Source organism: Sphingomonas sp. (assembly GCF_965200105.1).
Taxonomy (GTDB): Bacteria; Pseudomonadota; Alphaproteobacteria; order Sphingomonadales; family Sphingomonadaceae; genus Solisphingomonas.
On sequence record NZ_CBDATN010000002.1, the window covers coordinates 310,415 to 330,295 of the forward strand.

A 19,881-nucleotide genomic window follows, 5' to 3' on the forward strand; every position below is an offset into this window, starting at 1 on the left:
ACGCGGAGAAGCGTTCCGCTAACGATCGCCGCCGATATCCTCGATCGCGGCGATCGTGCGGCGCCCCTCCCGGCGTTCGAGCTGGACCACGACGTCGATCATCGAGCGCGCATAGGCGATGGTGTCCGCACGGCCGAGGCCGAGCCCCGCCTGCATGACCATCAGCGCGAGCTGCTCCAACGCGCCCGAGGGCGAGTTGGCGTGGATGGTGGACAACGAACCCGGGTGGCCGGTGTTGATCGCGCGCAGGAAACTTACCGCCTCGCGACCGCGAAGCTCGCCCAGAACGATACGATCCGGCCGTAGCCGCAGCGACGCCTGGAGGAGATCGTCAGTGGTGACGCGTGCCTCGCCCGTCTCCCCCTTCACGGCGACGAGGCCGACGCCGCTCTCGCTCCTCAGCCGGATCTCGGGCGTGTCCTCGACGAGGACGACGCGCTCCGCGGGCGGCACCTCGGCCAGGAGCGCGTTCAGGAACGTCGTCTTGCCGCTCGACGTGCCGCCCGACACGAGGATGGTGCGCCGGTGCGCGACAGCGTGGCGCAGGAAGGCGATCGGATCGCGCAAGGCATCCGGCGCGGCCAAGCGCGCGGGCGGCGCGATCGCGCCCGCATAGACGTCGAGCGGCAGGTCGACCAGGCGGTGGCGCCGGATCGCCATCGCCCAGTGACCGCGCGTCGCCGACGGCGCCACGAACTGCGCGCGCGCGCCGTCGGGCAGCGTGGCGGCCACCAGCGGCTGCTCGCGATTGACACCCTGGTGGCTGGCGCGCGCGATCTGCTCGGCCAGGCGGCGAATGAGCTGGTCGTCGACGTCTGCCGCCTCGAAGCGGCGCAGCGCGGGCTCGCCCGCCGCCTCGATCCATAGCTCGCCCGGACGGTTGACGAGGAGCTCCGTCACCTCCTCGCGCGCCAGCCAGCGGGCGAAGGGTGCCAGATAAGCATCGAGGAAAACCCCTCCCCGCCGATCCACGCTCAATTCGGCGAGCGCCGCGCTCACCGCGACGCCGTGACCGTCGGTACGCCCGAGAAATCGAGGTCCTTGGCGGTAAAGACACGGATCGGCTGGCCCTGCGCCACGCGGATCGTCGGCGGGATCGCGGTATCGCGCTGCGCCGCTACCGAGGCCGCGCTCTGCCCGCCGCCCGACAGCACCACCGACGCGTTGCCGATCGCCGAGAGACCGCCGATGACGGTGAGCAGCGCGGCGGAGGAGAAGCGCTTCATGAAGTGATCGTCGACCTTGCCCGCCAACCCGGACGTGCCCGCCATGTCCACCGCCGGCGAGCCCAGCGCCACGGACGCGCCATCGGGCCGGATCAGCCGGGTCCAGATCACGTAGGCGCGGCGTTGACCGGCCGCGAGGCCCGACTTGTACTGGCCGATCAGCCGCGAAGACCGGGGGATGAGCACGTGCGCGCCGTCGAACGACTTGACGTCGCGGCTGACCAGCGCACGGGCGTACCCCGGCAGGTCGGTGTCAATTGCGGTTTCCAGCACCGCCGGGATGAGTGTGCCCTGCGTGACGGTGGCGGCGGGATCGCTGAGCTGACGCGCGCTCGCCACCTGAACGTCACCGTCGCTGACGCGCGCGGCGAACTGATCGGTGTCGGTGCCGCCGCCGCCACTGTTGCCCCCCGCCCTGGCGGCCGCTGTGCCGGGAGCCGCCGGCGCGGGCACGACGACGGGCGCGCCCTCAGGCGCGCTCGTGTCGTACACCATCACCGGTGCAACGGGCCTCGGCTGCTGCGGCATGGCGGGCGTGATCGGCGGCGTGGCGGGTAGCAGCAGCCCCCGCGGCGCAGGCAGCGGGAGCGGCGCAGGCAGCATGGTCGTCGGCGCTGGCGGAATGGTGGCGACCGGGGCTGCGGGCCTAGGGGCAGGCGTGCGATGGCCGCTCATCGAGAAGAAGGTCAGGCCGCCCAGCGCCAGCGCGATCGCCGCGCCGGCCGCCAGCCCCGCGCCGTCTCGCCGCGCCGGCTGGTTTGCGACCACGGGATAGGCGTTGCGGCTGGCGAGCACCAGTGCGCGCGCGTCCAGCGACTCGCGCGGGTCCGTCTCGGTCAGCGGCGATAGCAGCGTGGTCTCGCGCGGGTTGGCCGGCCGGTGCTGCGTCCGATCGGTCATGGCCGGCCGTCCGCGACATGAGCGAAGGGCCGGCTGGGCCGAGCGTCTGCAAGGCTGCGGTCCGTCCGCTTGGCCGTATCGACCGCGGGCATCCCGGCGCTGAGCGTCGCCACCTGCTTGCCGGCACGCAGCACCAGCTGCGGCGGCACGCCGTCGACCACGATCACGCCGCCGCGCACCGTGTAGTTGACGGGGCCTTCCTGCCCGCTCGGATCGCGCACCAGGATGGCGGGCAGCGCCACGTCGCCGTCCCAGGAGAGGAAGATCGACTTGCCGTCGTCGTAGACGCGGGCGGGCAGCAGCGCCTTGTCGCCCTTCCCGTTCCACGCGAAGTTGAGCGCGGCGGGGTCGGGCGGCGGGGATGCCGGTGGCGCGGCGGTGGCCGCCACGGCGGCGGCAAGCGCGACCTCCTCCGGGGTGGGCCGGGGCGCCGGCACCGCCGGCTTCGGCGGGTAGCTGAAGCGCAGCATGTAGACGGGCGCCGCCGTCGCCGCGACGAGATCGAACAGGTAGGTCCGCTGATCGGTGACGACGGTCATGTTGGTGGGCCGCGTGCCGGTCGGCTTCACGAACAGCAGGTTGGCGCGCTTGTTGGGCGTCACCTGCCACGCGGCGCTATTGCCTACCGCGACATTCTCGATGCGCTCGTCGTCGGCGAAGGCGATCGTCGATTCGACGCCGGCACGGCCGTGGACCACCACCACCTGCGCCGCCTGGTAAGGGCGCACGGCAATGCGCGGATCGGCGCGAGCGGCCAAGGGCATCGCGGCGTCCGACGCCAGCGCGAGGCCGAGGGCAAGTCGATTCTTCACGAGACGATCCCCTTGTTCGGGCCGGCAGGCGGCGTACGGAAGCGGCTGCCAAGGCCATTCGCTTCTGACCGGGGGCGGCCGCCAGCAGCACCCGCGGGTCGGTGATCGGAGAGCGCGATCACCTGGGCGGATCGGCGAACGCGCGGGTCGTCGGCAACAAGCGCAGGCTCGGGAGCGGACACGCCCAGCCCGGCCACGATTCCGCGCACACGCTCGTCCGTCTGCGACCGGTCGCCGGAGGACGGCGACACGGCAGCCGTCGCGGCGATGCCCGCGGCCGCGGCGGCGCGGGCGGTGCGCTCGGCCGCCTCGCTGCGCGCCGCCCCCGCGCCCGGCAGCCGCCAGCCCGCCACCAGCACGGTCGCCACCTTGAGCGCCATCGCCATCAGCGCGACATAGACCGACGCACCGACGAACAGCACGCCGACGCCGCGCGGATCGGGCTCGCCGCCGGACAGCGCTATGGCGTCGGCAACGGGCATCAGCGCGATCACCGCCGCGCCGCCGAGCAGCACTGCCAGCATAGGCGCCAGCGCGAACAGCACGACACCCTTCAACCAGCCCTCGAACAGCCCGCGCGTGCCACCGAACAGCGCGAACAGCACGAACACCGGGCCGAGCGCGAGCAGCGCCGCCAAAGCGATCTTGGCGGTGATCATCACGCCGACGGTGCCGAGCAGCAGCATGATCGCCGCGAGCCACAGCACGGTCGACGCGTTGAAGCCGCCAACGGTCGCGGCGGCGGGCGTGATGCCGGTCGGCGTGGCGGGCGCCGGTTTGGCGGCGGCCTGCGCGGCATCGGCGACGGCGCCGAACAATCGGTCGAGCCGGTCCGCGAACGCCTGCGTCGCCGAGCCGTGCGTGCCCGCCACCAAGCCCGCAAGCTGGTCGGGCGCGCCGGTGGCGAGCTGCCACACGACGTTTTGGTAGGCCGCCCATGAAGTCGCGAAGGTGAGCACGAGACCCAGCGTCATCATCCGGGGCGTGAGCGCCGACACGCCCAGCCGGGAGCGCCCGGTGAGCAGTCCGATCGCGAAGAAGGCGACGTAGAGCGTGAGCAGGATGGTGAGCGCGGGCATGAGCGCGCCCTGCGCGCCGAACAGCCGCCCGAAGGCGGTGGCGGTCGCCTGGCCCGTCATGCAGTCGATCGCGCGCAACGCCGGCGCGATGCCGGCGGTATCCGCGCCGAGGGTTGGGCAGGCGTTCATTCTGCGGCCTCGGCGAATGCGTGTTTGTGTATTGGGCGTTCACCGGGCCATGGTTTGCCGGTGAGGGCTGGGTACCAGTCGGCGGGTTGGTCTCCGGTGCGTTGGCGGATGGCGTCGAGGCGGCGGACGGTGGCTTCGCGGCCGGACAGGATGGTGAGGAGTTCGGGCTCGTGGCCGAGGTCGAGCCGGGCGACGACCGAGTGGTTGGCGTGGCGCACGAGGAAGCAGCGCGAGTGGGCGGGGAGCTGGCGGATGAGCTCGAGCTCGTGCTCGGACAGGCCGAAGCCCAGGCAGTAATCCTCCGCGCGCGCCTTGGGATTGGGGGTGAAGATCATCGTCGCGGTCTGCTCGACGAGCGCGGACGCGATGCGGCTGTCGAGCGCGTCGCGCGCCGACTGGGTGGCGAAGCCGACGATCGCGTTGCGCTTGCGGCAGGTCTTCAGCCAGTCGCGGATGCGCGCCGAGAACACCGGGTCGTCGAGCGCCTTCCAGCCCTCGTCGATGAGGATCATCGCAGGGCTGCCGTCCAGCGTCCGGTCGATGCGGTGGAACAGCAGCATCATCGCGGGCGTGCGCAGTACCGGCTGGTCGAGCAGCGCGGTCATGTCGAACCCCGCCATCCGCACGTCGAGGTCGAGCGTGTCGGACGCGTTGTCGAACAGCCAGGCGTGCTCGCCGGCACCCACCCACGGGTCGAGCCTGGAGGCGAGGTCGCCGGGCTCGGGCCGCCTGCGTCCGCCCAACAGCTCGCGGAAGTGGCGCAGCCGGCGGAAGGCGGGCTCGGCGTCGTAGCTGGCGTCGACCGCGGCCGCCACCGCCGCCTGCTCCTCGGGCCCCGCGACCGCGAGCAGCACGCCCAGCCAGTCGCGCAGGAAGGCGCGGTTCTGCGCGTCGTCGGAGAGCGCCAGCGGGTTGAGCCCGGTCGCCTCGCCCGGCACCAGCCGCGCATAGTCGCCGCCGCACGCGCGCACGAACAGCTCGGCGCCGCGATCCTTGTCGAACAGCATGGTGCGGGGGCAGAAGCGCTGCGCCTGGGCGGCGAGGAAGTTCATCACCACCGTCTTGCCCGAGCCCGACGGGCCGATGACGGTGAAGTGGCCGAGATCGCCGCCGCCGTCGCCCGAGTGGAAGTTGAAGAAGTAGGGCGTGGCCGCCGTCGTCTCCAGCACCGTCACCGCCTCGCCCCAGTGGTTGCCGGTGGCGCGCCCGAGCGGCAGCCCGTGCAGCGACAGGAAGCCCGCCGCATTGCCGGTCGAGACCAGCGCGCGGCGCACCAGATAGCCCTCGTTGCCCGGGAACTGCCCCCAGAAGCAGGGCTCCAGGTTGACGTCCTCGCGTACCGCCACCGCGCCCACGTCGGACAGGGCCGCGGCCGCCTGCGCGCACGCGCCGTCGAGCCCGGCGAGATCGTCCGCGCGCATCATCAGCGACAGGTGATGGTCGCCGAACCCCGCCTGGCCGAGCCCCAGCGCGTCGCGCGCCGCCATCATCTCGCGGCGCTCGGCCACCGCCTCCTCGTCCGCCGAGCGCACGCGACGGATGGCGAGGTCGATCCGCTCGCGCGCCACCTGCCGGTCGGCGGGCGCGAAGCTCTCGGTCAGCACGAGCTCGTGGGGCAGGCGCAGCAGCTGGTCGACGAGCCCCGCGTGCGTCGCGTCGGGATACTCCTTGATCGACAGCATGCCGGCAAAGTCGCTGCCGCCCGCGCGCCGGGTCTCGATCGCGTCCAGCCCGAAGCTCACCCGCGCGTAGGGCAGGTGGTGGCCAAGGTCGGTGTCGTCGCCGGGCGCCAGCACCGGCCGCATCTCGCCATTGTAGATCGCCGAGAGGAGCTCCAGCGGCTCCGAGCACGGGCCGCCCGCGCCCTCGTACAGCCCCATCGTGCGCGCGCCGTAGGCGCCGAGCGCCGCCACCAGCCCCGTCGCCGCCGCGTCGAGCGCGCGCAGGTCGGCGGCATGGTCGACATCGCCGGCGCGGCCCAGCATCCGGCCGACGCGCTCCGCCCAGCCCGCCCGCCCGCGCGCCGGGCGGCGCACGATCGTCACCACCTGCTCGTTGACGAACAGCCGCCGCGAGGCGAGCAGCCCCGCCCAGCGCGCGTCGACATGCGCGGCGAAGCCCTGCGCGAACGCCGCCGGGCGCGACACCGTCACCCGCCGCCTGACGACATGGTGGACGAGCACGAAGCGCGCGTCGAGCACCGAGCGCAGCATCGTCTCGCGCACGCTTAAGTGATGGTCGAGCGCGGCGGCGTCCTCGGTCTCGAACGGCAGACCCGGCACCTGGATCATCCGCGCGAGCGCGCCGTCGCGAAGCGCCAGCGTCGTCGCGTCGAGGTGGCGGGCATAGGGCAGCCGGTCGCCGGCACGCGCCTCGCGGCGGCGCCACGCCGCAGGCCCCGTCCACCGGACGCCCGCCCCGCCCGCGGCCTCGCTTCCGGCCCCGCTCACGGCGCGTAGCTGTTGCAGCCCCACCGCTTCCAGTTACGGACGCGGGGGCAGCGGCTGACCTTCGTCAGCCACAGGTCGAATACGCGCGGCTCGCGCAGGCAGGCGAGATAGCCCGCGCCGTGCACCAAGAGCGCCACCGGCAGCGCCCAGAAGCTCCGCGTCACCAGGAACGCCTCGGTCGTCACGCCCACGTTCACGATGAAGTAGCTGTACGTCACCCCCGCGAACATCTGCGGACGCGTCAGCGCACGAAACACCGGCGTGCGGGACAACGCCACCGCTACCGACCCGCGCCCGACGCGGTCGACTGGATGCCGCTGACGATCGCCGACGCCCCGAACAACACGAAGCAGCCCACGATCACCGTCGCCCCGAACCGCCAGTTCATCCGGCCCGTCAGCATCATGAAACCCACCATCGCCACCGCGATCACCGCCACCGCCGTCGCCACATTGCCCAGCAACGTACCCTGCAACCAACCCAACGCCGCCACGATCGGACCCGAACCCGCAGGATCCACCACCACCTGCGCAAATACCGGCGCTGGCGTGGACATCAGGCCGAAGGCCACGACTCTCTTCATCGAACGACACTCACCGGCTGGACGACCGGCCCGAGCCGGTCGAGGATGGTCGAGACGTAGGCGCGGGTCTCGGGAATGGCGGGAACGCCGCGCGCGCGATCGACCCTTCCCGGACCGGCGTTGTAGGCGGCAAGCGCGCGTTCGACGTCGCCGTCATAATGATCGAGCATCAGTCGCAGGTAGCGCGCGCCGCCGTCGAGATTGGCGGCCGGATCGTGCGCGTCGACCGCCAGCATCCTTGCGGTCGACGGCATGAGTTGCGCCAATCCCTGCGCGCCCTTCACCGACACCGCGCCCGCGCGCCAGCCGCTCTCGCGCGCCACCAGCGCGGCGAGCAGGCTGGGGCTGAGCGCATAGCGGCGTGCCGCAGAGGTGAGCGCGGCACGATAGGCGATGGGGGTAGCCGCGTCTTCGATGGCGGTGATCGCCGCGTCGGGCACGGCCGCGCCGTCATCCGCGCCGATCTCCGCGACGCCTCCCGACCAGCTGACCACGCCGCCGCCGGACCGGGTGCGGGCCGCGCCATCGTCGCCGATCTCGATAACGTCGGCGAACGCCGGCCGCGCGGCCAGCAAGGCCAGAACGACCATGCACGAGAGGCGCTTGCCGATCACCATTCCCTATCCTCGCGAGCCCATGTTCCGGAGTTGTATCTCGGCCCGCAACATTACGGTAGAATGTCACCCACCCGCCGCCGCGTTGCAAGCGATTGCGTACGGAGCCGCCGAGGACGTACGGAACCGCTCATCCGACGCCCCAGATCTCCCGCGCATAGTCGCCAATCGTGCGGTCCGACGAGAACCAGCCGACATGCGCGGTGTTGCGGATCGCCGTCGCCGCCCACGCCGCCGGATCGCGCCACAGCCGGTCGACTTCGTTCTGCGCGGAAGCATAGGCGTCGAAGTCGGCGGCGAGCATGAACGGATCGGCCTCGTAGATGCCGCCGATCAGCCTGGCGTAGCGGGCGCGATCGTCGGGCGAGAAGACGCCGGTGGCGATCGCGGTCAGCGCGCTCTCCAGCTCGGGCGAGGCGGCGATCGCGGCGCGCGGATCGTAGCCGGCCGCCTTCCTCGCCGCGACCTCCTCGGCGGTGAGCCCGAAGATGACGATATTGTCCGCGCCCACGCGATCCCGGATCTCGACATTGGCGCCGTCGAGTGTGCCGATGGTGACGGCACCGTTCAGCGCGAACTTCATGTTGCCGGTGCCCGACGCCTCCATGCCGGCGGTGGAGATCTGCTCGGAGAGGTCGGCGGCGGGCACGATCCGCTCGGCGGCGGACACGTTGTAGTTGGGCACGAACACGATCTTGAGGAGACCCGCCACCGCTGGATCGGCGTTGATCCGGCGTGCCACGTCGTTGGCGAGCTTTATGATGAGCTTGGCGTTGTGATAGCTTGGTGCCGCCTTGCCCGCGAACAGCTTGACGCGCGGAACCCAATCCTTCTCCGGGTGGAGGCGGATGCGATCATAGAGCGCGACGGTCTCGACGATGTTGAGCAGCTGGCGCTTATATTCGTGGATGCGCTTGATCTGGACGTCGAACAGCGCGTCCGGATCGATGCGGATATCGATGCGGCCCCGCAGCCAATCGGCCAGCGCCTGCTTGTTGGCGCGCTTCACGGCCATGAAGCGCTCGCGGAACGCGGAGTCGTCCGCGAAGGGCGCGAGCGCCTCCAGCGCCTCCAGATCGTCCATGAACGCGTCGCCGATCGCCTCGCGGATCAACGTGGTGAGTTCGGGATTGCACTCCATCAGCCAGCGGCGCGGCGTGATGCCGTTCGTCTTGTTGTTGATGCGATCGGGCCAGAGCCGGTGGAGATCGGCGAACACCGTTTCCTTCATGAGGTGCGTGTGGAGCGCCGCCACTCCGTTGACGCTGTGCGAGCCGGCGAAGGCGAGGTTCGCCATCCGGACGCGCCGCCCGTCCTCCTCGTCGATCAGCGAGACGGCGCGCAGGCTGCCGTCCTCGAAGCCCTTGTCGCGCGCCTCGCGCAGGAGGGCCGCGTTAATCGTGTAGATGATCTGCATGTGGCGCGGCAGCAGCCGTTCGAACAACGGCAGCGGCCACGCCTCCAGCGCCTCGGGCAGCAGCGTGTGGTTGGTATAGCCGAACGTGCGGCGACAGATGTCCCACGCCTCCTCGAAGCCGAGATCGAACTCGCCCATGAGCAGCCGCATCAGCTCGGCGACGGACACGGCCGGGTGCGTGTCGTTGAGCTGGATCGCCGCCTTGTCGGGCAGCGTACGAATGTCGCCATCGTACTGGACGTGGCGACGCACGATGTCCTGGATCGAGGCGGAGGAGAAGAAATATTCCTGGCGCAGGCGCAGCTCCTGCCCCGCCGGAGTCTCGTCGGCGGGATAGAGGATGCGCGTCAGCGTCTCGGCGCGCATCTGCGAGGAAAGCGCGCCGACATGGTCGCCGGCATTGAAGGCGTCGAGACGGATGGGCTCGATCGCGCGCGCTTCCCACAGCCGCAGGGTGTTGACGCGCTTGCCCCGCCAGCCGACCACCGGCGTGTCCACCGCCATGGCGATCACCCGCTCGGCAGGCTTCCAGCACTGGCGCCCGTCGGCGTCGGGCATCACCTCGCCGCCGAAGCCGACATGATAGGCGCTCTCGCGGCGTTCGAACTCCCAGTGGTTGCCATAGTCGAGCCAGGTCTCGGGCAGCTCGACCTGCCAGCCATCTTCGATGTGCTGGCGGAACATGCCGTTCACGTAGCGGATGCCGTAGCCGTAGGCGGGCAGGCCCAGCGAGGCGAGGCTCTCCATGAAGCAGGCGGCGAGCCGGCCCAGCCCGCCGTTGCCGAGCGCGGCATCGGGCTCGATCGCCTCGATCTCGGCGAGGTCGACGCCGAGCGATTCGAGCGCCGCCTTTACATCGCCCTCGGCTGAAAGATTCGACAGCGTGTCGCGCAGCAGCCGCCCGATCAGGAATTCGAGGCTGAGATAATAGACGCGCTTGGCGCCCGCGCGGTGCGCCGCGCGCGTGGACTCCATCCAGCGCTCGATCACCTGGTTGCGAATGGTGAAGACGGTGGCGGCCAGCCAATCGTGCGGCTTGGCGGCGCGCTCGTCCTTGCCGATGCGCTGGACGAGCGTGTCGACGATCTCGGCGGCGAAACGCGCGGCGGAGCGGCGATCAGGTCGCCGGCGCTCCAGAGTCTTGGTCATGGGCGTCGCCTCCTCGGGCGGTGGGCGGATGGACGCGCCAGGGCGGCACGACGCGCGGCGACAGCGCGAAGGCGAAATCGTCGCGTGGTTGATCCAGATTAGGAGACCAGTAGCGATCTCGCGTCAGCATGTCGCCCCATCGTTCGCGCATCAGCGCCGCCTCGCGCTCCAGCCGCTCGGGGCGCCGCACTCCTCGTCGCCGCTCCGCGTGCCGCCGTCCCTGTGGACGAGCGCGATGCCGGGGTCGACGACGATCCGCAGCCGCCACGCCCGAGCTTCAGGCAGAGATAGCATTCGTGGTAGCCGACACGCAGCGCGGGATCGAAGCCGCCGACGGTCCGGAAGTCGGCTTTTCGGACGAACGGTCAGGCGGCGGTCGCGGCGGAGACCTGCTGCATCAGCCCCGCCTTGCCGAAATAGCCGCCCCTCGAACCTTTCGCGGAAGCCACCCACCCGCCTCCACCAGCGAACGCCGGTAGACGCCGAGATGGCTTACCATGTTGTGGCCGTACATCAGAAAGCGATCGAAGCCGCCCTTGAAATAGGGATGCATCCGCTCGCCGGCCGGCGTGAGCTCGTCCGCGTCGGAGAACAGGATGTCGGCCTCCGGGTACGCATCCGCATAGGCGGCGACCACCGCCAGCGCGTGATCGGGCAGCACGTCGTCGTGATCGACCAGCACCACGAAATCGCCGAGCGCGAGCGCGCTGTTGCTGGCCGCCGAGATATGGTCGTTCCGCTCACGTACCACGTACCACGTACCACGTAGCGCACGCGCGGATCGCGCGCGGCGTAGGCGCGGATCGTCTCCAGCACGGCCGGGTTCCGCGAGGCATCGTCGGCGAGGTAAATCTCGAAGTTCGGATAAAGCTGGCAAGCAGCGAATCGAGGCATGCGACGAGCAGGTCCGGCGGCTTCTCGTGCGTTGGCACCACGAAGAAGAAGCGGATGGCGGGCCCCGCCGTCCGCGACGCCAGCAGGCGGTAGCCGGCGGGCGGCCGCCCGTTAACGAGCAGATGATCGGCATCCGGAACCTCGGCGTGCATCACCGCGCCGAGCGCGCCCGCGTCGCGCAGCGCCTCCAGCGTCACGGCGGGCGCGGGTATTGGCGCGCGATCTTCGCCCAACGCCCAGCGCAGTCTCGACACGTGCGAAAGGTCGCTTACCAGCAGCCGGGCGATGCCGTCGCGAAAGCGAAGGCGACGCTGCGCTCTTCCGCGAAGCCGTCGCCGAGATCGACGAGCAGCCGTCCGCCCCTGCCCCGCAAACCGGGCGCGGTGATGGTGAGCAAACCGAACCGCGCGCGACGCGCGGCGGCGGCGCCGGGCCGAACGCCGCCGTCATTTTCCTCGCCGCCCGACCCGGCGAAGGCATGGTGTGCGGCTCAGAAGCTGCCCTTGCGGATCGCCAGCCCGAACAGCGTGGGGCGCGGCACCACGTCGGTCGACAGCGCGTAGCTGAACTGCGCGATCTCGTGGTTGCCGGTGATGAGCTGGAATGCCAGCCGTTCGAGATGCGCGCGGGTGTAGACGAGCGCGCCGGGCACGTCCGCGCCGTCCACGTCGGCGCTCGCGACGAAGCGGAAGACGTGGACCGCGACGCCGCCGACGTTGAGGCAAGCAAGCGAGTGTTCGAGCAGGTGGAGGCCGTCGGAGATCGACGACAGCCGGTCGCAGACGCCTTGCGACCAGAGGAAGTCGAAGCCGCGCAGATCCTCCGGAATTGCGGGCGGGCCGCCCTCGGCCGAAACGACGACGTCTTGAACGGCGACAGTGCAGCCCTTTGCGTTGATCGCCGACGCCATCGCCTCGTCCGCTCCGCCGAGCAGCAGCCCTCGCGCGCCGCGCTGAAGGAGGCCGTAGGTCTCGAGCACGCGCAGCACGTACACGCGCGGCCAGGCATCCTCGCCGCGCCGCACGCGCAGCGCCGTCGCCCAGCGGGCGTAGTGCGGCTCGTCGAGCTGCTCGGGCGTGCGAACCTGCGACACCGGCAGCGCCAGCGTCGGCGCCGCCGAGGTGAGCAGTTGCGCGATCGGCAGCACCTCCGGCGCGCCGAACCGCGTCTCGCTGTCCTCGGTCATGCCGCCGACATCGGTGTCGACATGATCGAGACGGTCTAGCGTGATTGCGATGCCGGAGGCGGTCGCGTCGGTCTCGTCCACGACAAGCCCGAGCAGCGCGTAGAGCATGCCGTCGACCGCCTCCACGCCGATCGAGAACTCGCCGCCCCGCTCGGCGATCGTCCTCAGCGGGATTTGCGCGGTGTTGACGATGGACGGCTCGATCGCGTGCTCATCGGTCGCCATCGCCAGCACGCGGAGCACCATCGTGCCTCCCGTGACGGCGAGATCGTCTATGCGGACCGAGAAGGTGACGTGGCCGGGCGAAACCGGCTCGTAGCGTGTATGAAAGGCGTAGGTCGGGTCGGACCGGTCGTCCTCGCCGCCTAGGCCGCCGATGGCGCTCTGCCGGTTCGGGAAGAAATCGAACGGGTGGAGCTCGACGGCGCGCCGGGGTGACGCGAACGGGGCGATCTGCGTGTCGTCTTCCATGCTGCCGACCCTCTAGGCGCACTCGCCACGAGCGACAACGCTTCGCCTCAGGCGAGCGAGGCGTAGAGCCGGCCGAGCCTCTCCGCGAAGCGATCGAGCGAGAAGTCGCGCGCGCGGGCGAGGCCGTCGGTCGAGAGCCGCGCGCGCAGCGCGTCGTCGGACGCCATCCGCGCGATGCCGGCGGCGATCGCGTCGACATCCTCGCCGTCGACCGAGAGTGCCGCCCTGCCGGCGACCTCGACGAGGGCGGGATCGCGCGAGATCAGCGTCGGCGTGCCGAGCGTCATCGCCTCCGCCACCGGCAACCCGAAACCCTCCGCGAGCGACGGGAAGAGCAGCGCGCGCGCGTCGCGGATCAGCGCCGCGAGAGCGGGTCGCTCCTGGTAGGAGAGTCGCAGCACGTCGCCGCCCGCGGCGATGGCGGCGAGGATCGGCCCCGCCCGCCAGCCATCGGGGCCGACGATCACCAGCGGCAGCCCGGTCGCGGCCCGTGCATGCGCCGCGATCAGGCGGAGGAGGTTCTTCCGGGGCTCGATCAGCCCGCAATAGACGAAGTAGCCGCCGCGTCGCAGTCCAGCCGGCGTCTCGCGATCAGGCTCGGGCAGCAGCGCCGCCTGCCCGCAATCGGTGACGAAGTCCGGCGCGCAGCCGGTCGCGCGGACGATATCGGCCTTGGCCGCCGCGCTCACCGTCACCAGCCCCGCGGCAGGATGCATGATCGCCGACAGCAGCCGTCGATGACGGTCCGGCGAGATCGAGGTGAGTTCGGGCTGCGCCAACGGGATCACGTCGTGGATGGTATAGAGGTTGGCCCAGCCGGCGATGCGGAGCGGCAGCGGGTATGTCCAGTGCGCGATCCCGGGAGGACCGGGCGCGTCGAGCACGAGCGGCCGGCGCCACCAGTCGAAGTGGATCTGCGCCACGCGGAAGATGTCGTCGCCGACGAGGTCGCCGCCCGCGAGGCGCAGCGGCCGCCGTCGCCCGGACGCCGCCGTCGCCCACCTGGCGAGCCGCGCAACTGCGCCTTGCCCTCGCGTCGCGTGCACGATCGACGGCGTCCAGCCGCCGAGAGCCGCCGCCGCCATGAGCGCGCGCGCGTAGCTGGAGACGCCGGTACCGTCCGCGCCGTCCAGCATTCTGCCGTCGATGACCAGTCTTCTATCCGTCGCGGACGCCCTATGCTAACGAGCCCGAGGGGCACGACGGATACGCCGGGAACCGAGAACGCATGATCCTCTTCGACAATATCTCCAAGGTCTACCACGTCCGCAAGTTCGAGAAATCCGTCTTCCGCCACGTCAGCTTCCGGATCGATCGCGGCGACAGCATCGGCATATGCGGCGCCAACGGGGCGGGCAAGTCGACGCTGATGCGGCTGATCGCCGGCGTCGAGCAGCCGACCGCCGGGCGCATCACCCGCACCATGTCCACGTCCTGGCCGATCGGCTACGCGAGCTGCTTCCAGTCGAGTTTGACGGGCGCCGACAACGCCCGCTTCATCGCGCGCGTCTACAAGCAGGACGAGAAGCAGACGCTGGCCTTCGTCGAGGATTTCGCGCAGCTCGGCCCCTACATCCATCAGCCGGTGCGCACCTACTCGGCCGGCATGGGTGCCAGGCTGGCGTTCGGGCTCAGCTTGGCGATCAACTTCGAATGCTATCTGGTGGACGAGGTGACGGGCGCGGGCGACGCCCGGTTCCGCGCCAAGTCCGAGGAGGCACTGACGACCAGGCGCGACAGCGCCACGCTGGTGATGATCTCGCACGATACTGAGACGCTCAAGCGCTTCTGCCGTCGCGGCGCGGTGCTCTATGCGGGGGCGCTCGTCTTCTACGACACGATCGACGAGGCGGTCGACGTTCACTATCGGCTTCAGATGCGCGCCGCCTGATCGCTCATTCGCGTCGTTTGAAATCGCCGGGGCCGATGCTAAGCGATGTCGACCGCGGCGGTTCCGCGGCGCCGCGAGCGCGTAACGCCGCCGCGGCGGCTTCCAGGGGGTTGCCCTTCCCGATGATACGCGCGTCCCGCCTTTCCAACGCCCTGCTGCTCGCCGGCACCATCCTCACCGCCGGCTGCCAGACGCTGCCCGCCAGCGGCCCGACCGCGAGCCAGGTGCGGCAGGGAGCGCGGCGCGATCCGATGGGGTTCAAGATCGTCGAGATCACTGCGCCAGTCGTCGCTCAGCTCGATGCCGAGACGCCGCCGCCGCGCCCGGGCATGGCGACGCTGGCCCAGATGGCGCGCACCGACACGATCGGGCCGGGCGACGTGCTCATCATCAGCGTGTTCGAGGTCGGCGCCTCGCTCTTCTCCTCCTCGATCGCGTCGGCCGCCAACGCCGAGGCCGATCCCGGCGCGCGCAACGCCACCTTCCCGGCGGTGACGGTGGATCGGGACGGCGTCATCACGCTGCCCTTCATCGGCCGGCTGCCGGTCGCCGGGCGCACGCCCGCCGAGGTGCAGGCGCTGGTGGAGCGCGGGCTGGCGGGCAAGTCGCAGAACCCGCAGGTGCTGGTGGCGGTGCGCGATAACGTCGCCAACCGCATCTTCATCGGCGGCGACATCCGCAAGCCCGGCCCGATCCTGCTGACGCTCGGGAACGAGCGCATTACCGACGCCATCGCTCTTGGCGGCGGCCCGGCCTACACGTCCGACGACATGCTCGTCCGCCTGCACCGCGGCGGCCGCGTTATCGACGAGCAGCTCGCCGACCTGACGCCCGGCGGACCCGACGACGTGCTGCTCATCCCCGGCGACCGCATCGACGTGCTGCACCGCCCGCGCAGCTTCACCGTGTTCGGCGCCACCAACCGCGTGAGCCAGGTGTCGTTCGAGAACAGCACCGTCTCGCTGGCCGAAGCGGTGGCGCGGGTCGGCGGGCCGACCGACAGCCAGGCCGATCCGCGCGCGGTGTTCCTGTTCCGCTACGACGCGCACCTGGAGGCGGCCGGCCCGGTCGTGACGCCGATCATCTACCGCCTCGATATGATGAAGCCCGCCAGCTACTTCCTGGCGCAGAAGGTGGCGATGCGCGACAAGGACGTGCTCTACATCGGCAACGCGGCGGCGCTGCAACCTTCCAAGCTGATCGGCGTCATTAACCAGCTCTTCTCGCCGATCATCACCGCGCGCGCGATCAGCCGCTGACCGGCGCGATCGCCCACGGATCGGGCCGCGCGCGGCGATCGATCCAGGCGAGGACCTCCGCCTCGTGCGGAACGTGCACGCCGTCAAAGGCGCGCTCGCACCGCGCCCAGCGAGGATTGTAGCTGGAATCCAGATCGAGCGCGTCGCCCCAGCGGCGGCGCAGCGTTATGAGCTCGCCCTCGTCCCACGCCACGCGCGAGCGTGCGATGTTCTGCCCGCGCGTGCGTGGTTCATGGTGGACGAGCTCGATCCCCGCCTCGAACAGCACGCGCAGCCCGGCGGCGGGCACGCGCAGGCAGAGATCAAGATCATTGTAGCCGACTGCCAGCCGCGCCTCGTCGAAGCCGCCGACGCGCTCGAACACCGCGCGGCGCATGGCGAGGAAGGCGCCCGTCACCGCCTCCACCGCCAGGTTGCTGATGCGCGACCAGTTGAACGCTCGTCGTACGTCCGCACCTCGATCCCGCGCTGCCGCAGCCCGTCGAGCAGCGCCACCGTCTCCGCGCGCACGCTACGGTTATCGACGACGATCAGGCGGTTTAGGGAGGCATCGGCGGCGCGATCAAGAAGGCTCGTCACTGCATGGTGGAGCAGCTCGAGTGCGTCACGCGCCACCATTACGACGTACAGCCTGCCGCCCGCGCCCGTCGGGAGCACGGGTTAGCGCTGGGCCGACGACGACGGGGGCAAGGGCGTGGTATCAATCGGTGCGTGGCGGGCGCGACGGTCAGGAGCAGCCGGCTGGCGAGCGGCCATGGCACGTGCGCCACGCCTCCAGCGGCCGTCACTTCCAGCATCACGCGCCGGGCCTCTTCGCCGCCGTGCAGCCGCACCATGTGCGCGGCGTCTTGCCCGGCCAAGAGCAGAAGGACGGGCGGGAGCTCCGAAGTCCTGGCGATATCGGCTTCGTAGACGCCGCGCAGCGGAGAGACGCTGCCCGAAGCGGGCATCATCGGCGAGCCGATCGTCTTCGGCGAACACCGCCGCCGCGGCCGTCCGCTTCGCCGCATAGCCGAGCCAGGCAAGCGCGTAGGGATCGAGCACGGTACCCGCATCGAGCAGCAGCACCGGCCCTGCCGCGCTTGGCGGTCGATTGCGACGCGCGGATCGGCGGCGCTGGGCTCACCACCGGGTGCGCGCCTCGTACCATCGCCGACGTCGTTTTGTTGAGCGAGTTGGCGCCCAGCACCGGCGTGCTGATCGCCGATGCGAGCCCGCTCGATCGCGCGGTCCTCGACGAGCGTGATGTCGCGACCGTCCGGCAAGCGACCGCCGATACCATGGCGATGCTCGCCTTCGCCGATATCCCGACGCGCGAGCGCTCCTACCGCGACGTCATGCCCGCGCCCGAAACGATCGCGCCCAGCCACGAGGCGGATGCGCTGGCGCGGGCTTTCGAGGTCGCGCTCGACGCCATCGACATCGCGGTGCTGCGGGGCCGTGAGGCGCGGATCGCCGCGCACACCGCGCCACTGCGCGCGTCCGAGAAGGCGGAAGAAGCACTCGCGATCAAGCGCGCTGCCGCCGCCGCCGATACGGCGGACCGCGAAACCGAGCGCGCGTCTGCACCGGCGGTGACGACCCAACTCGGTCGGGCTCTGACGGCGCTGCCCCAGGCGTCCCGTCTGCCACACCGGCGGCGGTTCCCATCGCTCGACCTCGCCGATGCGACTGATCCCGATGCGATCGTCGACCGCCTGCTCGATGCGCCGCCGGTGCCGTTGCGTGTCCGCTTCGGTGCGCTTGCTCACGTCGGCGGGGTTGCACCAGCGGCGGCGGCACGACTACTGCTCGCCGCCGCCGGTCGCACCGTGACGCGGATCACGGTCCGTCACCGCACGATCATGGTCGAGACGGTCGAGCTCGGCGATTGGCCCAGGCTGCTCCCCGGCCCGTCGACGCTACGGACTTCGTGCGCGTCGCAACCTTGGCGGCGCCCGCGCGGCCGAGGCGCTCGCTACCGGCACGTCACGCGAAGCTCTGCTCCGCACGCTGCTCCGTACGCCTTGGCGGAGCAGCTCTAGCCGGCCGCCCACTGTGCCCGCGCGAGCCCCTGCGCCCACAGCAGCGCAGTCAGGTCGCCATGATCGATCCGCGCCGCCGCGGCTGCCGCCGTCCGGGGCTTGGCGTGATAGGCGACGCCGAGGCCCGCCTCCTGAATCATCGGGATGTCGTTGGCGCCGTCACCGACCGCCAGCGTCTCGGCGGCGGAGAGGCCGGCCGCGGCACGCTCGCGCTCCAGCGTCGCGCGCTTCGTCGCGGCATCGACGATCGGCCGCGCGACGGTCCCGTCGAGCGCGCCGCCGGCGATACCCAGCCGATTGGCGATCACCGTCTCGAAGCCGATCTCGGCCGCTACCGGCTCGGCGAAGGCGGTGAAACCGCCAGACACGAGGATGGTCCGTGCGCCCGCCGCCCGCATCGTGCCGACGAGCGTACGCGCGCCCGGCGTGGCGCGCACGCGCTCCGCCCGACAGCGGTCGATCGCGTCGGCCGAGAGCCCCTTCAACAGCGCCACGCGCGCGTCGAGCGCCGCGATGAAATCAAGCTCGCCCCGCATCGCCGCTTCGGTGACGGCGGCGATCTCGGCCTTGATGCCGGCATAGTCGGCGAGCTCGTCGATGCACTCGACGGTGATCATGGTCGAATCCATGTCGGCGACCAGCAGCCGCTTGACGCGGAGCGCCGCGGCCTGAACGACGATGTCGTACCCGCGCCCCTCCAGCGCGGCGCGGCCGACGGCCGGGTCGTTCGCGAAGCCGATGTCGGCGGCGTCGCCGCGATCGATCCAACTCGCCTCGCCGGGTGCGCAGCCGGCGTCCGCGAGCGCGTCGCGGGCGGCCGAAACGTCTCCCCCGGCCAGCCGGCCGGCTGCTATCAGCGTCGCGATGAACACAAGCCGTCTCCCGCCGCTCGGGCTCATCGCAGGGCCGACAGCGAGCGGCAAGAGCGCGTTGGCGATCGCGGTGGCCGAACGGATCGGCGGCACCATCGTCAATGCCGATGCGAGCCAGGTCTATCGCGACCTCCGCATCCTGACGGCGCGGCCATCTGCCGAGGACGAGGCGCGCGTGCCGCACTTGCTGTTCGGCCATATCGACGCAGGCGTCGCGCACAATGCCGCCGTGTGGGCGGCGGAGGCGCGCAGGGCGATCGCGGCGGTTCACGGCGGCGGTGGCGTGCCGATCCTGGTCGGCGGCACCGGCCTCTACATCCAGACGCTGCTGCTCGGCCTGGCACCGGTGCCCGCGATCGATCCCGCGATCCGCGAGGCGGTGCGTGCGCTGCCCGTCGCCGAGGCGCACGCCGCGCTCGCCTGCGAGGATGCCGCCGCAGCCGCGCGGCTGCGCGCCACCGACACGACGCGCGTGGCGCGGGCGCTGGAGGTGGTGCGATCGACCGGACGCACGCTTGCCGAGTGGCAGGAGGAGCGCGCGGGCGGGATCGAGGGCGAGGTGCGCCTGTCACCCTTAGTCATGATGCCGCCAGCGGCGACGCTCGCCTCGGCGATCGACGCGCGGTTCGAGGCGATGATCGGAGCGGGGGCCGGTGCGGAGGTCGACGCGCTGCTCGCGCGCAGGCTCGACGCCTCGCTGCCGGCGATGCGCGCGATCGGCGTGCGCGAACTTGCGGCCTGGCGCCGGGGCGAACGCAGCCGGACGGACGCGATCGCCGATGCGCAGGCCGCGAGCCGCCGCTACGCGAAGCGACAACGGACCTGGTTTCGCAACCAGAACGCCACTTGGGAAGATTCTAACATTGACGAGGTAAGAAGCGCAATATCCTTTCTCTCACATCGCTTGACTCGCTAGTTTGTTTCG

Annotated in this window: 22 protein-coding genes; 4 read left to right on the top strand and 18 right to left on the bottom strand. The window is 71.1% G+C overall.

Features of this window, described 5'->3' with window-relative positions:
- Positions 1-18: 18 nt before the first annotated feature.
- The 15 genes from virB11 to ACOFKX_RS02745 form a co-directional block, all read right to left on the bottom strand.
- Entirely contained in the window at positions 19-999 is a 981-nt protein-coding gene (virB11, locus tag ACOFKX_RS02675; protein WP_419825552.1) for a P-type DNA transfer ATPase VirB11, read from the bottom strand.
- Entirely contained in the window at positions 996-2,126 is a 1,131-nt protein-coding gene (locus tag ACOFKX_RS02680) for a TrbI/VirB10 family protein (protein ID WP_419825553.1), read from the bottom strand. The genes virB11 and ACOFKX_RS02680 overlap by 4 nt, the downstream gene beginning before the upstream one ends.
- Positions 2,123-2,938 (bottom strand): TrbG/VirB9 family P-type conjugative transfer protein, encoded by an 816-nt coding sequence (locus tag ACOFKX_RS02685; RefSeq protein WP_419825554.1) that lies wholly within the window; start codon positions 2,936-2,938, stop codon positions 2,123-2,125. The genes ACOFKX_RS02680 and ACOFKX_RS02685 overlap by 4 nt, the downstream gene beginning before the upstream one ends.
- On the bottom strand, positions 2,935-4,146 hold the full coding sequence (locus ACOFKX_RS02690; RefSeq protein ID WP_419825555.1) for a type IV secretion system protein: 1,212 nt from the start codon (positions 4,144-4,146) through the stop codon (positions 2,935-2,937). The genes ACOFKX_RS02685 and ACOFKX_RS02690 overlap by 4 nt, the downstream gene beginning before the upstream one ends.
- Complete coding sequence (locus ACOFKX_RS02695; protein WP_419825556.1) at positions 4,143-6,596, bottom strand: VirB4 family type IV secretion/conjugal transfer ATPase; 2,454 nt, start codon at positions 6,594-6,596, stop codon at positions 4,143-4,145. The genes ACOFKX_RS02690 and ACOFKX_RS02695 overlap by 4 nt, the downstream gene beginning before the upstream one ends.
- Entirely contained in the window at positions 6,593-6,874 is a 282-nt protein-coding gene (locus ACOFKX_RS02700) for a type IV secretion system protein VirB3 (protein ID WP_419825557.1), read from the bottom strand. Before ACOFKX_RS02700 ends, ACOFKX_RS02695 begins: the two co-directional genes overlap by 4 nt.
- Before the next feature lie 2 nt (positions 6,875-6,876).
- On the bottom strand, positions 6,877-7,179 hold the full coding sequence (locus ACOFKX_RS02705) for a TrbC/VirB2 family protein (RefSeq protein WP_419825558.1): 303 nt from the start codon (positions 7,177-7,179) through the stop codon (positions 6,877-6,879).
- The gene (locus ACOFKX_RS02710) at positions 7,176-7,796 is read right to left on the bottom strand and encodes a lytic transglycosylase domain-containing protein (protein WP_419825559.1); all 621 of its coding nucleotides are present in this window, start codon (positions 7,794-7,796) and stop codon (positions 7,176-7,178) included. The genes ACOFKX_RS02705 and ACOFKX_RS02710 overlap by 4 nt, the downstream gene beginning before the upstream one ends.
- 127 nt (positions 7,797-7,923) lie before the next feature.
- Positions 7,924-10,359, bottom strand: a complete 2,436-nt coding sequence (locus ACOFKX_RS02715; RefSeq protein WP_419825560.1) for a glycogen/starch/alpha-glucan phosphorylase — start codon at positions 10,357-10,359, stop codon at positions 7,924-7,926.
- Positions 10,328-10,549, bottom strand: coding sequence for a hypothetical protein (locus tag ACOFKX_RS02720; RefSeq protein ID WP_419825561.1), 222 nt, complete (start codon positions 10,547-10,549; stop codon positions 10,328-10,330). Before ACOFKX_RS02720 ends, ACOFKX_RS02715 begins: the two co-directional genes overlap by 32 nt.
- Before the next feature lie 207 nt (positions 10,550-10,756).
- The gene (locus ACOFKX_RS02725; protein WP_419825562.1) at positions 10,757-11,110 is read right to left on the bottom strand and encodes a hypothetical protein; all 354 of its coding nucleotides are present in this window, start codon (positions 11,108-11,110) and stop codon (positions 10,757-10,759) included.
- Positions 11,100-11,507, bottom strand: a complete 408-nt coding sequence (locus tag ACOFKX_RS02730) for a hypothetical protein (RefSeq protein WP_419825563.1) — start codon at positions 11,505-11,507, stop codon at positions 11,100-11,102. Before ACOFKX_RS02730 ends, ACOFKX_RS02725 begins: the two co-directional genes overlap by 11 nt.
- 14 nt (positions 11,508-11,521) lie before the next feature.
- Positions 11,522-11,650, bottom strand: a complete 129-nt coding sequence (locus ACOFKX_RS02735) for a hypothetical protein (RefSeq protein ID WP_419825564.1) — start codon at positions 11,648-11,650, stop codon at positions 11,522-11,524.
- 93 nt (positions 11,651-11,743) lie between these two features.
- Positions 11,744-12,910 (bottom strand): hypothetical protein, encoded by a 1,167-nt coding sequence (locus ACOFKX_RS02740; protein ID WP_419825565.1) that lies wholly within the window; start codon positions 12,908-12,910, stop codon positions 11,744-11,746.
- Positions 12,911-12,957: 47 nt separating this feature from the next.
- Positions 12,958-14,046, bottom strand: a complete 1,089-nt coding sequence (locus tag ACOFKX_RS02745; RefSeq protein WP_419825566.1) for a glycosyltransferase family 4 protein — start codon at positions 14,044-14,046, stop codon at positions 12,958-12,960.
- Positions 14,047-14,138: 92 nt separating this feature from the next.
- Between ACOFKX_RS02745 and ACOFKX_RS02750 the strand changes: the two genes are divergently transcribed.
- Together ACOFKX_RS02750 and ACOFKX_RS02755 are read left to right on the top strand one after the other, a co-directional pair.
- Complete coding sequence (locus tag ACOFKX_RS02750) at positions 14,139-14,801, top strand: ABC transporter ATP-binding protein (protein WP_419825567.1); 663 nt, start codon at positions 14,139-14,141, stop codon at positions 14,799-14,801.
- Positions 14,802-14,923: 122 nt separating this feature from the next.
- Positions 14,924-16,060 (top strand): polysaccharide biosynthesis/export family protein, encoded by a 1,137-nt coding sequence (locus tag ACOFKX_RS02755; protein ID WP_419825568.1) that lies wholly within the window; start codon positions 14,924-14,926, stop codon positions 16,058-16,060.
- Here ACOFKX_RS02755 and ACOFKX_RS02760 read toward each other — a convergent pair.
- Positions 16,050-16,457 (bottom strand): glycosyltransferase, encoded by a 408-nt coding sequence (locus tag ACOFKX_RS02760; RefSeq protein ID WP_419825569.1) that lies wholly within the window; start codon positions 16,455-16,457, stop codon positions 16,050-16,052. The two genes, ACOFKX_RS02755 and ACOFKX_RS02760, sit on opposite strands and share 11 nt — an antisense overlap.
- The gene (locus ACOFKX_RS02765; RefSeq protein ID WP_419825570.1) at positions 16,454-16,717 is read right to left on the bottom strand and encodes a glycosyltransferase; all 264 of its coding nucleotides are present in this window, start codon (positions 16,715-16,717) and stop codon (positions 16,454-16,456) included. Before ACOFKX_RS02765 ends, ACOFKX_RS02760 begins: the two co-directional genes overlap by 4 nt.
- 509 nt (positions 16,718-17,226) lie before the next feature.
- Here ACOFKX_RS02765 and ACOFKX_RS02770 point away from each other — a divergent pair.
- Positions 17,227-18,084 (top strand): hypothetical protein, encoded by an 858-nt coding sequence (locus ACOFKX_RS02770; protein WP_419825571.1) that lies wholly within the window; start codon positions 17,227-17,229, stop codon positions 18,082-18,084.
- On the opposite strand, the gene serB is transcribed toward ACOFKX_RS02770, so the two are convergent.
- Positions 18,081-18,956: a phosphoserine phosphatase SerB gene (gene serB / locus ACOFKX_RS02775; protein ID WP_419825572.1), complete on the bottom strand. Its 876-nt coding sequence runs from the start codon at positions 18,954-18,956 to the stop codon at positions 18,081-18,083. The two genes, ACOFKX_RS02770 and serB, sit on opposite strands and share 4 nt — an antisense overlap.
- On the opposite strand from serB, the gene miaA reads away from it, so the two are divergent.
- Positions 18,949-19,872 carry a tRNA (adenosine(37)-N6)-dimethylallyltransferase MiaA gene (miaA, locus tag ACOFKX_RS02780; RefSeq protein WP_419825573.1) on the top strand — a complete coding sequence of 308 codons (924 nt, stop codon included), beginning with the start codon at positions 18,949-18,951 and terminating at the stop codon, positions 19,870-19,872. The genes serB and miaA overlap by 8 nt on opposite strands.
- Positions 19,873-19,881 lie beyond the last annotated feature (9 nt).

Coding starts and splice junctions, on each gene's coding strand:
- ACOFKX_RS02680 (WP_419825553.1), bottom strand. CDS start 2,126: ATGACCGATCGGACGCAGCACCGGCCGGCCAACCCGCGCGAGACCACG.
- ACOFKX_RS02690 (WP_419825555.1), bottom strand. CDS start 4,146: ATGAACGCCTGCCCAACCCTCGGCGCGGATACCGCCGGCATCGCGCCG.
- ACOFKX_RS02705 (WP_419825558.1), bottom strand. CDS start 7,179: ATGAAGAGAGTCGTGGCCTTCGGCCTGATGTCCACGCCAGCGCCGGTA.
- ACOFKX_RS02710 (WP_419825559.1), bottom strand. CDS start 7,796: ATGGTGATCGGCAAGCGCCTCTCGTGCATGGTCGTTCTGGCCTTGCTG.
- ACOFKX_RS02715 (WP_419825560.1), bottom strand. CDS start 10,359: ATGACCAAGACTCTGGAGCGCCGGCGACCTGATCGCCGCTCCGCCGCG.
- ACOFKX_RS02740 (WP_419825565.1), bottom strand. CDS start 12,910: ATGGAAGACGACACGCAGATCGCCCCGTTCGCGTCACCCCGGCGCGCC.
- ACOFKX_RS02745 (WP_419825566.1), bottom strand. CDS start 14,046: ATGCTGGACGGCGCGGACGGTACCGGCGTCTCCAGCTACGCGCGCGCG.
- ACOFKX_RS02750 (WP_419825567.1), top strand. CDS start 14,139: ATGATCCTCTTCGACAATATCTCCAAGGTCTACCACGTCCGCAAGTTC.
- ACOFKX_RS02755 (WP_419825568.1), top strand. CDS start 14,924: ATGATACGCGCGTCCCGCCTTTCCAACGCCCTGCTGCTCGCCGGCACC.
- miaA (WP_419825573.1), top strand. CDS start 18,949: ATGAACACAAGCCGTCTCCCGCCGCTCGGGCTCATCGCAGGGCCGACA.